Annotated in this window: 12 protein-coding genes and 1 pseudogene; 2 read left to right on the top strand and 11 right to left on the bottom strand. The window is 59.9% G+C overall.

All coding sequences use genetic code 11. From position 1 onward, the window contains the following. Positions 1-35: 35 nt before the first annotated feature. Both ligD and NKJ04_RS20140 read right to left on the bottom strand, forming a co-directional pair. Positions 36-2,027, bottom strand: coding sequence for a DNA ligase D (ligD, locus tag NKJ04_RS20145; RefSeq protein ID WP_352677262.1), 1,992 nt, complete (start codon positions 2,025-2,027; stop codon positions 36-38). A 371-nt stretch (positions 2,028-2,398) separates the two neighbouring features. Continuing rightward, positions 2,399-2,860 (bottom strand): hypothetical protein, encoded by a 462-nt coding sequence (locus NKJ04_RS20140; RefSeq protein WP_352677178.1) that lies wholly within the window; start codon positions 2,858-2,860, stop codon positions 2,399-2,401. 157 nt (positions 2,861-3,017) lie between these two features. On the opposite strand from NKJ04_RS20140, the gene NKJ04_RS20135 reads away from it, so the two are divergent. Continuing rightward, positions 3,018-3,260 (top strand): hypothetical protein, encoded by a 243-nt coding sequence (locus NKJ04_RS20135; protein WP_352677177.1) that lies wholly within the window; start codon positions 3,018-3,020, stop codon positions 3,258-3,260. Between the two features lie 489 nt (positions 3,261-3,749). Further along, positions 3,750-3,890, top strand: coding sequence for a Ros/MucR family transcriptional regulator (locus NKJ04_RS20130; protein ID WP_352677176.1), 141 nt, complete (start codon positions 3,750-3,752; stop codon positions 3,888-3,890). Positions 3,891-4,044: 154 nt separating this feature from the next. Here the strand turns inward: NKJ04_RS20130 and NKJ04_RS20125 are convergent, their stop codons facing one another. From NKJ04_RS20125 to NKJ04_RS20085, 9 genes and pseudogenes are all read right to left on the bottom strand, one after another. After that, entirely contained in the window at positions 4,045-4,476 is a 432-nt protein-coding gene (locus NKJ04_RS20125; protein WP_352677261.1) for a L,D-transpeptidase, read from the bottom strand. 247 nt (positions 4,477-4,723) lie between these two features. After that, positions 4,724-4,960 (bottom strand): annotated as a pseudogene (locus NKJ04_RS20120) (ParB N-terminal domain-containing protein); the annotation flags it as partial. 394 nt (positions 4,961-5,354) lie between these two features. Next, positions 5,355-6,419, bottom strand: coding sequence for an ABC transporter ATP-binding protein (locus NKJ04_RS20115; protein WP_352677175.1), 1,065 nt, complete (start codon positions 6,417-6,419; stop codon positions 5,355-5,357). Further along, entirely contained in the window at positions 6,412-8,082 is a 1,671-nt protein-coding gene (locus NKJ04_RS20110) for an ABC transporter permease (protein WP_352677174.1), read from the bottom strand. Before NKJ04_RS20110 ends, NKJ04_RS20115 begins: the two co-directional genes overlap by 8 nt. Before the next feature lie 119 nt (positions 8,083-8,201). Further along, the gene (locus tag NKJ04_RS20105; RefSeq protein ID WP_352677173.1) at positions 8,202-9,305 is read right to left on the bottom strand and encodes an ABC transporter substrate-binding protein; all 1,104 of its coding nucleotides are present in this window, start codon (positions 9,303-9,305) and stop codon (positions 8,202-8,204) included. A gap of 213 nt (positions 9,306-9,518) precedes the next feature. Further along, on the bottom strand, positions 9,519-10,622 hold the full coding sequence (locus NKJ04_RS20100) for an ABC transporter substrate-binding protein (protein WP_352677172.1): 1,104 nt from the start codon (positions 10,620-10,622) through the stop codon (positions 9,519-9,521). Then, a complete protein-coding gene (locus tag NKJ04_RS20095; RefSeq protein ID WP_352677171.1) occupies positions 10,619-12,025 on the bottom strand; it encodes a sensor histidine kinase in 1,407 nt (468 codons plus the stop codon). The genes NKJ04_RS20100 and NKJ04_RS20095 overlap by 4 nt, the downstream gene beginning before the upstream one ends. Further along, complete coding sequence (locus NKJ04_RS20090) at positions 12,012-12,686, bottom strand: response regulator transcription factor (RefSeq protein WP_352562083.1); 675 nt, start codon at positions 12,684-12,686, stop codon at positions 12,012-12,014. The genes NKJ04_RS20095 and NKJ04_RS20090 overlap by 14 nt, the downstream gene beginning before the upstream one ends. A gap of 905 nt (positions 12,687-13,591) precedes the next feature. Next, positions 13,592-13,915 carry a tetratricopeptide repeat protein gene (locus NKJ04_RS20085; RefSeq protein ID WP_352677170.1) on the bottom strand — a complete coding sequence of 108 codons (324 nt, stop codon included), beginning with the start codon at positions 13,913-13,915 and terminating at the stop codon, positions 13,592-13,594. Between the last annotated feature and the right edge of the window lie 233 nt (positions 13,916-14,148).

Raw genomic sequence — 14,148 nt, 5'->3', positions numbered from 1 at the left:
CGGCAAATGTCGCTGACCATCTAGCATGGTTATCGCTACCGGACTGCGTGGCGGATGCGGTCGGTAAGCGTTTGTTCGACGTCGAAATAGCCCTCCCAGGAGTCGGGCAGCTGAGCCCGCGCGGCGGCGGCGAAAACGTCGAGACCGTTGGCGCTTTCGCAGGTGGGCAACTCCTCCCAGCTGACGGGCACCGCGCACGACGCCCCCGCGCGTGCCCGAGTCGACCAGGGACAGATTGCAGTGGAGCCCTGGCCGTTGCGCAGGTAATCGAGAAACATTCGGCCCTTGCGCTTCGCCTTGCTCATGTTGGCGACGAAGCGCGACGGATCTGTACGGGCCAGTAGTTCGGCGAAGTCTTGGCAGAAGCTCTTGACCTCGTCCCAGTCTGCCTCCGGGACGAGCGGCACGACCACATGAACGCCCTTGCCGCCGGACAACAACGGCCACGACTGCAGTCCAAGCGCTTCCAGAATGCCCCGAATGTCGGAGGCTGCCTGCTTGACGGCAGTGAAGCCCAGGCCCTCGTCGGGGTCGATGTCGAAGATCATGCGGTGCGGCAGGTTCGGCTGCTGGCGAAGGCTTCCCCAGATGTGGAATTCGAGCACGTTCATCTGGACGCCAGCGATCAGCCCAGCCAGGTCATCGACCCACAAGATGCGGCTTTCCTTACCGGACATCTTCTCCAACTGGCCGTCATGGATGGCCTTGGGCATGCCTGGCAGTCTGTGCTTCTGAAAAAAGGTCTGTTGCAGGTCACCGTCGGTATCGCGCACCAGCGACAGCGGCCGATCCTGGATGTGCCGCAGCATCTTCTCGGCGACCACGGCGTAGTAGGCGGCGAGCGTGGCCTTGGTCACCTTGGTTCCCGGATACATGACCTTATCTGGATGCGTCAGCTTGACGCCGACAGCAGCGGCGATCTCCTTGCCGATTCCCGGATCGAGATTGGCGGAGCCAAGAGTTGCCGGCGTCTTCGGCATTTCCATCACCACCTGGTCGGCCCGCTTGTCTTCGCGCATGCCCTTAAAGCTTGGATGCCGCAAGCTGCCGTCCGGTGTCACTTCGGAATAAGTGACTTCGGCGACAAGCACGGGCTTCACCCACCGCGCACGGCGGGCAATGTCTCTCGGAACGGAGGCGAAAGCCGCTTTCTCAACACGGCGTTTCTCGAGCTTCGCAAGGATCTCCTTGCGCATCGCCTCGGTGAACCCCGTGCCGACACGGCCGCGATAAATGAGCTGGCCATTGTCGTAAGTGCCGAGGATCAACGATGCCATGCCACGTCCTGCGTCACTTGGGCGGTAGCCGCCGACGACGAACTCCTGTCGCTTCGTGCACTTGATCTTGAGCCAACTCGAGGTGCGGTCGCCGACGTAGGAGCTGTCGGCGCGCTTGGCAATGACGCCTTCGTGGCCGCCCTCGCACATGGCGTCGAACACCCTTTTGCCATGGTCGACGATGTGGCTGGAGAATTGCAGGCTGTCGTCGGGGCGACGAGCGCCCAGCAGGGACTCAAGTCGCGCCTTGCGCTTGAGGAGCGGCTGGTCCGACAGATCTTCGCCATCGAATTCAAGCAGATCGAAGGCGTAGAACTTGAGGGGCATCCCCGCGGCAATGCCGGTTTTCAGCACGGAGAAGTTCGTGCGGCCCTGGCTGTCGATGGCGACGATCTCACCATCGATCAGCACCGCGCCTTTGGTCAGTCTCTGAAGCGGCGGCAGGATGACCTTGAACTGTCGGGTCCAGTCGTGGCCATTGCGGGTATAGACGACGACGTTCGAGCCGGAGATGGCGACTTGGGCACGATAGCCGTCGAACTTCATCTCGAAGAGCCAATCCTCACCCACCGGTATGTCGTCTGTTAGTGTGCAGAGCTGGAAGGACCGAAACCCCGGCAGCGGATAGGTAGGGATAGATTCTGAGTCTCTGCGCCGTGTGCGCCTTTTCCTAGGGGTGCCATCTACAGCCGCCATGCGGAACTCGGGTACATAGTTCGATTCAATACCCTGTCTGGGATTCGGTTCCATGCCCAAGCATCTTCGCGCCGGCGACCGTCGGCGCTCTAAGAAATACGGCGTATAAACCGCAGTCCTGCGCGCGTCCGCAACAGTGGACGGTTGTCGCGCGCAGGACGGAGGAAATTCGCCCCCGCCGCGGGCGGTGAACGGGACAGCCGTAGGAGCGTCAGCATAGCGCCGGCCGCAGGACGGGACGCGGGACCGACTGTCCCCGTCCGCGGTGGTCCGCGTGTTTGCGTCGAAGCCGACTGGCGGAGATCGCGCGCATTTCGGGCTCTCGACAATCCGGCTGCTGATTGTCGCAAAAGCGATTTTTGCCAGCACCAGCGCCGAATTGATCTCAAGAAATCGAAGAGGTTTTTGCATCCCTTCAACTCCCGTCAATTGCGTGGCAGCTTGTGAATTTCCAGCCTGACGGGCCCTCCCCTGTCACAACTCGTGCAGAAGAGCGCCCGCTCGACCGAACTGAACAGAGCACCTTTTCCATAGCGTTCGATGAGCCCGGCAGGCTTTACCGTTGCATGGTGCGAACAGGATCTGCACCAAGCCCGCAACACATGCCACTCGCGAAGATCGCCGAGCGCCACATCCAGGCCAGCGTGAATACTGCCATCGATAATGGCCTGCGGTGGGATCTTGACCTCGCCTGGTGTCAGGATTTTCTCCATCACATGCCGACTGTTGTAGTGGATCAGCAACATGCCCGGCCGGCGCCGGATGGCAGCTTGCCAAGCCGCTTGACTCACCGTTGAATCAGGGGAACGCGAAATGGTTTCGGATAGGACCTGCTCGTCGCGATCCCAAACCTCGATCCGAAAATTGTCTTCCGCGGTTTTTGCCATAGCTTCGCCGGCCAGCGCGATTGACGCCGAGTCATGGTCCTTTGCTGCTCAAGATCACGCTGAAATAAGGAACATATTCCTCTCCCGTCAAGGGCGATCTTGACTTTTTGTTCTTATTTTGTTCACATTGGAAGGATCAGGCAATAGGAGGCGAACCATGGAACTTCGCTTGAACATCGAGGACGCAACACCCCAAGAGCTCGCGCGTAGTATCGCGGCAGCCGAAGCAGTGTTTGCACCCGCCGGCATTACGGCTCTGCAAGGCGCTGAAGGCCTGTTCGCATTGGAAGGGTGGGATATCAAAGGCTTTCCAGAAGACGGCAAGCCTACCGAAGAGGAGGACCGGGCTGCCACAGTGTTCGTCGCAGGGCGGCACGGGTGCAAAATACAATCTGAGTAGACACTTCTGCATGTGAGCCATGTCCGATCTGCATGTGAGCCATGTCCGATTGTGCGTTGCAGCATATGCGGAACCAGATAGCTTGAACTGGTCGGCCGTCTACTCCTTCCAGATGAGACCCGACAACCCGAAAGCGGTGCACCTCCTCCCGCGCTGTGATCGAAATCGAGCCCGCTGCCACCTCCTCCCGGCAGCGGGCTTTTTCTTTCGAAACCAAGAACGCGAATGCAGCGAATTTTGCAATTTTGCTCTTGAAAAGCTGATTTTGGTGGTCTTACAAATCCGCCATTGCCCGTGTAGCGTGTGAGGCAATTGCGATGGACGGCTTAGTTCAGCTCAACCAGAATTAAACCCTTATGGAAGTGATCGAAGCCTGCGGCGAATGGTTTGTTCGCGTGGTCGAAGACGGCAACGAAGACAGCCGGTCATTTGAGTTGGAATCCTACGCGCTAGCGTTCGCAGAAGTCCAGCCTGCCGAAGGACTATCCGATGGTGGCGCCGAGCTATTCCTTGTCTCGATCGCAACTTGCAAAGGCGTTCGGCCTGGGCCGCAAGGCGGAACCTGCGTATGAGCCGGAAAACCCAGGAGCGCGTCCGAAGCGGAAGAAACTTGGGCTGAAGATCAGTTGAGACGGAGCTATCCGTACTGATTCGGATGGGGTGAAGGTCAGACCGTCGTCAAATTCAGATGTGAAATGGAGCGCTCAGAGACATTTGGAATGAGGTCCGGCGAACCGTGCGCGGGAACGTCCGCTAGGACGTGTCTTTTCGTCGGCGCCGAGCCTCAGTCGGTGACGACGATTCGCGTGTTGCCGAAGCCAACTTCCCGCACCATTGAATAGAAGGTCGCGGCATTGGCGGTGTGCAAGCGGACACAGCCATGCGACGCCGGGCGTCCAAGGTATCTCACCGCGCCCGTGCCATGAATGGCATAGCCGCCACGGAAGAACACCGAATAAGGCATCGGCGACATGTCGTATTTGCGCGAATACCACATCCGCGCTGTCCGTTGCGGCCGATAGCTGCCGCGCGGGGTGATGTAACCTTTGCGGGCGGTGGATACGCTCCATCGATAAAGCACTTGACCATAGCGGCTGACAGTCATGGTCTGCGAAGATACATTAATGGTGGCGATCAGGCCCGCGGCCTTGCCTTCGACAGACGTGCCGAACAGCATCGCGGCAAGTGCTACCGCCAAGAGAACAACTCTGTTCATGAGATCAAACCCCTTTGATGCCCTTTGCCTGACTGCCATCGCGCGGTTTTTCATCTTTTTACCGGCAGGTGAGTGATGTAACACACAGTCTTTGACAAAATCGCCAATCTAAAGCAGGGGATTTGAACGATTTTCCCGTCATAGCCTGCCGCGCCGACACGCTCAATCGATGTGGGCGGCAGGCTTGCAAAACCACCCCGTCCACTACTCAAATCGTCGGATGAACCAACGACACCTGAAGCTGGTTATCCTGGCGCGTGATATTCTCATCGAGGCTGATTTCATGCGGATCGTTCACGGTGTCGATGACACAGCGGATCGTTTCGGTCATCTTGATCTGCTTGCGTTTTTACGCGAAGCAACTGCTCGAGCCTGCGGCCTTCGCCGATGCTGACGAAATAGACGCTGGTTTCCGCACTTTCGCCGTCAAACTCCGGCTCCACTACAGGTTTTTCAGGATGCCCTTGGCGGCGATGCTTGGGGCGCGTGAGCGCGCGGCTGAGAGGGGAGGAAGCTGGCGAGCGGAACTGGACTGCGCGTCGAGCGGGGCGGATCGAGCCATTTCAGGGGGGAAATGCGCATGCGCCTTGCGAGCGGGCGGTCTCGATCTGCGCAGGCGGCAATCGCGGGACCATCTCTCCCTTATTGCCAGGTCTGAAATTCGAGCTTGGTCGGCCGCTGAACGAACCAACCTCGGTCTACCATGCCTAGCTCCGATGGCAGTATCTACGATCTAATCGCCGTATGTGCTCTCGTTGCCGCGAACGGGTTCTTCGTCCCGGCGGAATTTTTCTCTGGTCGCCGTTCGCGGTATCCGGGCGGTCGAACTAGTCACTGCCCCCAGCAGTTCACCTGGTCGTGCCCAGAGTTCGGCTCCCTCATCCCGCTGCGAAAACCATCAGATCCTCGAGCGGGAACTCGACGTAATATTGGCCTGGCGGAAGGGCATCGCGGGAATAAGTCCGGATCGTCAGGTCATTGCCTTCGAAAATGACTTCATGCCTATCGCCAAGGAAAAGGCTCTCGACGCAGGTCATGGCGATACGCCCCGGGCCGTCCTTCCCGGACCACGTCACCCGCTCAAGACGGATAAGTGCGGTGACTTTGGTGCCGACGTTCAGCTCCTGCTGAGCACTGCCCACAAGATGGATGCCGTTCGCGACAATTTCCGCACGGTTGCCGTCGATGACGGTGACCACGCCGTCAAGCCGATTGCTGGCGCCCATGAATTCTGCTGCAAACAGGCTCTTCGGCTTGTTGTAGATTTGTTTGGGCGTTCCGTCCTGGTCGATCTGGCCGCCGTTGAGCAGCAGGATGCGGTCGGCGAGCGCCATCGCTTCCACCTGGTCATGGGTGACGCATAGCGCCGATAGGCCGAGATTGGTGATGAGGCGACGCAACCAGATCCGCGCTTCCTCGCGCAGCTTGGCGTCCAGATTGGACAGAGGCTCGTCGAGCAGGATCACGTTCGGCTCGTAGACCAGCGCGCGGGCCAACGCGACGCGCTGTTGCTGGCCGCCGGAGAGCTGGTGCGGATAGCGCTCGCCCAGTTTGCCGAGGCCTATGCTGTCCAAAGCCTTCTGGACGCGGCTGGCAAGATCCGCCCGAGACACTTTGCGCAGCTTCAGCGGATAACCCACATTCTCCGACACCGTGCGGTGCGGCCACAGCGCATAGGACTGGAATACCAGCCCGAGACCGCGCGTTTCCGGCGCCAGATTGATGTTCTGCTCGGCATTGAAGAGCGGCCTGTCGCCGAGCAGTATCTTGCCACGGTTGGGTGTTTCCAGACCGGCGACCGCTCGCAACAGCGTCGTCTTGCCGGACCCGGAGGCGCCGAGCAAGGCGACGATCTGGCCCGGTTCGACCGAGAAGGACACACCTTTCAGGATCTCGAGGGTGCCGTAACTGAGGCGCAGGCCATCTATGATGATGTCAGTCATTGAGGCGGACTCCAAAGCGCATCGCGACGGCAAGACCGGTTACGATGATGGCGGTGTTGATGACGGCGAGAGCGGAGACCAGATCGATCGCGCCGGTGCCCCACAGGGAAACCATGAGCGAGCCGATCACTTCGGTTCCCGGTCCGAGCAGATAGACGCCGGTTGAATACTCACGCGCGAAGATCAGGAAGATCAGCAGCCAGGCCGAGAACATCCCGCCACGGATGAGCGGCAGCGTGATGTCCCTTGCGACCCGGCCTTCGCTGGCGCCAACTGATCGTCCGGCTTCCTCGAGTTCCTTGCCGATCTGCAGGAGCGTTCCGGAAATCAGTCGCATGCCATAGGCGAACCAGACAATGGTATAGGCGAGCCACACCGAGATCATCGTGGCACGCAGGGGCGCGATCGGCTTGAAGAACAGAAAGATCCATAGCATCGCCAGGCCAGCCACAATGCCTGGCATCGCCCGCGGTATCATGGCCACGTAGTCGACGACTTTGGTCAGGGGTGCGTTTGAGCGGTGACCGGCGAGTGCCACGGCAGTATAGGCCGCGATCGAAGCCGCACCGCCGATGACCGCAACACCGACCGTGTTGACAATGGCGCTGACGACATTCGGATAGTCAGCGAGATCGCGATAGTGATCCAACGTCAGCACCTCGAAGATGTTCACCCCGACGCCCCAGCTTGTCACCAACGAGCGAATTGCGACGCCGCCCACCGGTATGATCACCGTGGCCGCGAACCAGGCCACCACGAGCGCGAAGGCCGGCCAGCGAAGTGCGCCCAGCCGGATGGGGTTGTGCCGGCTGCCCTTGCCCTTGACAGACACATAGCGGCTGGCGTTGCGCAGCATGTAGCGCTGCAGCACCACCAGCGGAAGCGCGATCATGATGATCGCCACCACCACCACGGCCATCAACTGGTACGAAGGAACGCCGAGCTTGTTGGTGAGCTTGTAGAGATAGGTGGCGAGAACCAACACCCCTTCCGGATCGCCAAGCACCAGTGGCAGGCCGAAAAGTTCGAAACCAAGGAAGAACACCAGAACCGCCGCATAAAGCACCACCGGCATCACCATGGGCAGCGACACGCTGGCGGCGACGCGCCAGGGGCCGGCGCCGGCGATGCGTGCCGCCTCTTCGAGGTCAGCGCCGACATTGCGTAGCGCCGCCGATGCATAGAGATAGACATGCGGGACATGGGTGAGCCCGGCGATGATCGCGATCGATGTCACCGAATAGACATTCCAGGGCACGTAGCCAATCACCGACTTGACCGCCAGCGAGACGAAGCCGACTGGTCCCAACGTCATCACATAGCCGAAGGCCAGCACTACCGCCGACATGAACACCGGGATGAGGATGATTGGCTCCAGCCAGCGCTTGCCCGGCACGTCGGTGCGCACGATGATGAACGCCAGCAGGATTCCCACCGGAACGGCGATCACCGTCATCCCCACCGCGAGCTTGAGCGAAGTCGTCAGCGCCAGCCAGAAATCCGCATCCGCAAGGATGAAGCTATAAGCCTTCAGCGACAGATGCGCGGTCTTCTGGAAGAACGGGCCGGACAGAAAACTCTGGTAGATGATCAGCGTGACCGGCGCCAACACCACCAGGATAGCGAGGAGATTGGTGCTGACACGAAAGGCGCGGAAGGGCATGATCGCCTCGAACAAAGCCGGGGGCCGTCCGCTAGCAAGAGCGCAAGCGCGCCGTTCCGATGGTTCTTAACAGCAAGAAGGCGGAAGAGCCGATTGTGGCGGCACTCCCGATCAGGCGATTACTCGCCCTTCATGGCTTTCTGCCACTCGCTGAGGAACGCCAGCCGTGTCGTCTCGTCCAGGCCTTCGAGCAGCTTGTCGTCGAGCGCGATCGGATGAACGTTTTCGCCGGCAGCGGCCTTTATGGACGCCAGCGTGGTTGCCCCCTCAACGTCATCGCGGACGGCATAGAGCTTGATGTCGTCGGCGATCAGCTTCTGCGCGCGCGCCGACAGCAGATAGTCGACGAATAACTTCGCCGCATTGGGATCCTTGGCTTCCGCCGGAATGACCGTGGCGCGGGTGGTCACCAAAACATAATCCTTGGGGATTATCACACCAAGGTTCTCGTCCTTGGCCTGTTTGGCGAGGCCATAGGAGCCGAAGATGCCGTAGGCGATGGAATGTTCGCCAGACGTGACCTTCTCGATCATCGAGCCGGCGGAGCTGTAGAGCTTGATATGGGCCTTGCCGAAAGCCTTGTTGAGCGCCCAGGAATCGGTCCAGATCTTGGCGTCCTGGTTGTAGAAATAGAAGCCGACACCGGACTTTTCCGGATCGTAGGACGCGATCTTGCCGTCGTAATCGGCGGTCTTGCCGGTCATCAGCTTGAGCAGGTCGGCGTGGCTTGTGGGAACATCGCCTTCAGGCACGAGACGCTTGTTGTAGACGAAAGTCACCGGATCGGCGGTGATACCATAGATCATGTCCTTGTAGGACGCCCAGGCCGGAACGTGAGCAGCCTCCACGGATTTATACTCCTGCGCATAGCCGTCCGCGGCAAGTTTGATCTGCAGATCCGGCGCCGAAGACCATGCGACATCCGCCGTGCCTTGGCCCGAAGCGGTTTCGGCGATGACGCGATTGTAGAGTTCGGTGGAATTGAGGTCGGAATATTCTACTGCAATCCCGGGAAATGCTGCTTCGAAATCCTTGAGCAAGGGCTGGACCAGCGCCGCATCGGTCGTTGAATAGATGCTGAGGTGTCCTTCCGCGGTGGCGGCGGCCACCAGATCCTTGTAGTTGTCCGGATACCCGGCGGGAATTTCGGCAGCGGCGGCAAACGTCGCGAAAGCGGCTGACAGCGAAAGCACGGCCGTCATCGTCGCAAGACGATTTTTCATTGAGGGTCTCCTCCAAGTTCGCCTAAATCGTACCTCCTCCAGGCACAAAAGGCGAGTATCATCCTGACCTGTCACCAACCTGTCACGGCGATGTCGAGGTTTGCTCAGCCGACTTGGGCCCGATGGGTCGTGCTCAGTTCCTAGACGACAGCGGGATCTGCCACATCGACGTATCGCTGAGATTGTTGAAATTTTGGGGCGGCATCCTGCGCGTCACGGTCGCTGGCCCTGCGCATCGATCATGGACTTGCTCCAATCCTCGATGAAGCGGCGGCGCAGCGCCTCGTCCTGTACGGCAAGTAACGCAGGGCCGATGCGTATGGCGCGCGCGATACCAGACTCGCCAAGTGTTTCCGGACCGTCCGCTCCCTCAGGCAATTGCCCGTTCTCGGCAAAGAAGAAGGCGCTCTCCCTGGCGACTTTCTGTCCCCGGGCCGACAGAAGGTAGTCGAGAAATCGTTTGGCAACGTCCATATTCGGTGCCGTCTTCGGAATGAGCGCGCCACGACTGAGTATCAGCGCATAGTCCCGCGGGACAACGACCCTCAAGTCGGAATTGCCCCTGGCCGCCGCATAGGCGTATGATCCGATCATATTGTAGCCTATATATAGGCTCCCGTTTGCAACGTCCTGAAGGGTCTCCGCAGTGCAACAACGCACCACAGTTTCCGCTCGGCTCATGCTTTCCAGAAGCCGACCGTAGACCGCCGTCGTCTGCCTCGCATCACTGAACGCCAATAGGTAGCCGATGCCCGAAAGCCGGATGTCGAACGTTCCGACCCGTCCACGATAAAAATCGATCCGCCGCCTGAGAAGATCGGCGAGTTCGATGTGGGTGCGCGGTACGTCGCCGGACGGCACGAGGCGGGCGTTGTAGACGAAGACGGCCGGTTCGTAGGTAAAGCCGAATACTTCGTCGCGCCAGTTTGCCCAGTCGGCGACCTGCGCGGTTTCCGCCGACATGTGCGGCGCCGCGCAGCCGTCATTGGCGAGCTTCACGAGTTGGTCGACCGACGGCGACAACAAGATGTCGCCCAGCACCGCGCCCGTCCGACAGGCTTCGCTGGCACTCTTTTGCAAGTCGTTGGTGACATATTCAACATAGTCGACTGCAACGTTGGGGAAAACGGACTGAAAGTCCCGGATCAGGGGTTCCATCGCCACCAGATCGGTCGCGGCGTGGATCGACAGTCGATCCTTCTCCGGCTGTGGCGAAGGGAAAAATGCGCTGCTTCCTTCAGCAGCTCTTGCCGCCTGATCGACGCACAAAAGGATTGCAGCCAGTAAAGTGAATGCCCGCAATGCTCTCGCTATCATCCTGCCTTCTCTCTGGCGATGGGCAACGTCAAGGTGACGGTGAACCCTTGCGTGCGCTTCCCGCCATCCTGGCTTTTCTCGCGGAAGGTCAGCGCGCCCCCGTGAGCCGCCGCCACCTCCGATGCGATGGCGAAACCCAGACCTGCGCTGCCGTCGTGAGATTTGGACGTTTCGAAGCGCTGCGTGACTCGCTCCCACTCGCTCGGCGGAATGCCCGGTCCGTCATCTTCGACCTCGACATGGGCAAGCGTACCGTCGCTGCGTACCCTGACCTCAAGGCGCGACACCACTCCATGGCGCAGGGCATTGTCGATGATATTGACGATCGCTTCACGCAGGCTGACGGCGTCCGCAAGCACGACAGGTTCGTCGTCAGGCGCCTCGAAGGAGACGATGATATCCGGATCGACAGTTATCGGAACCGCCGCGCGGAAAGCGCGCCGTGCGACGTCTGCCAGGTGGTGCGGCTGAAGCTGGACGGAATCGGCACGATGGATGACCATGGCGTGGCTGAGCAACTGGTTTGTCAGGCGCGCAAGTTCGCCGGCGCGCTGCTGTACGCGATCGAGATGCTGGCGGCTCGACTTGTCCAGCTTGGCCTGGCTCAACAAATCGAGCTGCGCGGTAAGTGCCGTCAGCGGCGTTCGGATCTGGTGCGCCGCGTCGGCGATGAAGCGTTGCAGGAGTTTCACGCGCTCGTCGAGCCGACTCATGAAATAATTGATGGAAGTAACGAAAGGCCGCAATTCTCGCGGGACGACGACTGTCACGGGCGTCAGGTCTTGTGGATCACGACGGCGAAGCGTCGCTCCCAGATGCTTGACCGGTTGCAGAGAATAGCGAATGGCCACCATCGCCCCAGCCAATGCCAATATGCTCATGATCCCCAAGAGGACGGTCGCTCTGAGCGTCAACTCCCCCGCGAGCGCACTGCGCGCTTCCGTGGTCTGCCCAACGATGACATGCGCCCAACCGGATACGGCGGGATCGGATAGAGCGCGAGCCACCACCGCTATGCGGACCGGTTCGCCGCGATAATGCGCCGATTCCAATACCGGGACATCGTGTATTGCTGCCAGATCAACTTCTGTTTGCAGATCGGCATAACCTGTCAGCGTCGCGCCGGAAGGATCGATCACGCGATAGAAGATGCGGTCGCGGCTGGCGAGGCCCAGGAGCTCAAAAGCCGATACCGGCAAGTTGACGATGAGTGAACCGGATTCAACCGTAAGGCTGTCCGCCATTTGGATGGCCGCACCTAGCAGAAGCCGGTCATAGGCGTCATCGGCGGCGGTTCGCGCGTAGTACCACGCCGCACTCACCAGAAGAGCCGCGCCCAGGCCCAGCACCAGCGAGATGCGGACCGCCAGGCGCGTGAAAAGGGAAGGCTCAGCCGGTATCATCGGAAGCCAGCTGATATCCCACGCCCCGCACGGTGACGATCTGCGCCTTGGCGCCTTCCAGTTTCTTGCGCAGCCGGCCGACATAAAGTTCGATCGCGTTCTGATTGACCGGCTCGTCAAACCCAAAAAGCTGATCGATAAGTTCATCCTTGCTGAAGACGCGACCTGGCCGCGACGCCAGTATCTCAAGCAACGTCATTTCGCGTCGTTTCAATTGCACCTCGCGCCTGCCTACCCGGACCGAGCGGCTGGCGCGGTCGAGCACGACATCGCCGCACTGAACGATGTTGGTCGCCTCCCCGCTTTTCCGCCGCAGCAGAACACGGGCGCGCGCTTCCAATTCGCGGAAATCGAACGGTTTGACCAGATAGTCGTCGGCGCCGATATCGAGCGCGCCAACGCGGTCCTCTATCTCGGAACGGGCCGTCAACATCAGAACCGGGGTCGTCTTTCTTGCCTGCCGGAGCCTTCGAACGATTTCGAACCCGTCGAGGCCGGGCAACATGACATCGAGTATGACGAGATCGTAGCTGGTGAAACCGAGGATATCTGCAGCAGCACGACCGTCCGTCTCCCAATCGACCGCATGGCCGATCGTTTCGAAGCGGCGGCTGATTGCCTCGCCAACGTCGTGCGTGTCTTCGACGAGGAGAATTCGCATGACGGAGCATTTGCACGGAAGCAGTAGCCTATCAAGCGTCGCGCTCGACAGCATCTGCGGATATCAGCTGTTCAGCTTCCAATCATCCGAACGACTGGCTGCGCCATGCCGTCTGCCTTCATTTTGATCTGCGCATACACTGTCGGCCGACGAGGCGCATCAGGCGAGACAGGATGCCCGGATTGTCGTGACGACAAAATGCAAGCTACGATGTCGACTGTCGTTCTCGCAAAGACATGTTGAACTTTTCGCCTGCATCTTGTTGTCGTTGGCGTCGTCATTTTCATTTTTTGCCTAGTTGCTTGGCAGCGCCCTCCGTTTATCCTCGCAAACGCGGCAGTCTTGGTGGCGATTGTGCCGTTGGTCATGTGTGACGCGGCGGGTTGTTGCCTGCGTTGCGCCCTTCCGGATAGCCTTTGGAACAGCTTGGCCTAGCTGGCTGGGTCTCGCCTGAATTGAAGAAAAACTCGCCAATTTGTCCAAGGTGTTAGTGCAGCATTGCCCTACCTTATCGCCGCTTGGAGTGTGATCGGCAATCGTGGTACCGCAATGCCGGGAGGCGACGATGCGTGTCATTTTCCGATGTGATCCGATGTTGATCGAGCATTTGCCACGCCCGATCCTCGCGCGCGGTGCTCTACCGGATTGGCTGCGCGCAATGCCCGCCACTGCCTATTCGGCGACACCTCACAGATCGCGACCACTCCCGAAAGGTGGTCACACAACAGCGCTTACAGAGCTTCCGCCTCGACAGCCGCTCGGCGCTGCCATGCAAGGCGCCCGAGGCGCGCCGCTGCCTCCCCGGATTTCGGATCCCGTTGCAAGACAAGTGTCCAGGACGCGCTCGCCGCAGGGGCATCGCCTGCTTGATCGAAGGTGCGTGCCCGTTCGACGAGCATTTCCGCCTAAGATGACAGTCTTGGCGCGCGATCCAGGAGCTGAAACGCCGCTTCAAACCTGCCTTCGGCCCGGGCAATCCGGCATGCCGGTATCAAGGCGGGCACATTGTCGGGTCGAGTGGCAAGGCTTGCTTCGATGCGCGCACGAGCCTCCGGCAGATCTGCCTTGGCGAACAATACAGCCGCCAGAAGATGGCAAAGCGCCGGGTCGCCTGGGTGCTGCTTCAGGCCCAATTCGCACACATCGATCGCTTGGCCATGATTGCCGGAATTGAAAGCGGCCACAGAGCGGCGGATCAGATCGTCACTATCGTTTTGATTGGTGCGCATTGTGCTTGGACGCTCACTGGCAGTCATGTCCGCAAGGGGCCGATGTCGATTCCAGTCATGGTTGGCGGGACCACTTGCCACAGAGCAGAGAGTAACCGACTTGGAGCCTCGCTTGCCACCAATCCCCCAACTGCTACTCCCCTGCCCTTAGGTCGTGAACTCATAAATGCTGGATGATTGAGACGCTGGAAAGCAATCACCCGTCGGCCTACAATCTGACTATGCCGTTCGCC

This window comes from Mesorhizobium sp. M0618, from assembly GCF_040320765.1.
Classification (GTDB): Bacteria; Pseudomonadota; Alphaproteobacteria; order Rhizobiales; family Rhizobiaceae; genus Mesorhizobium.
This window is presented reverse-complemented; position numbering and strand designations above follow the sequence as displayed.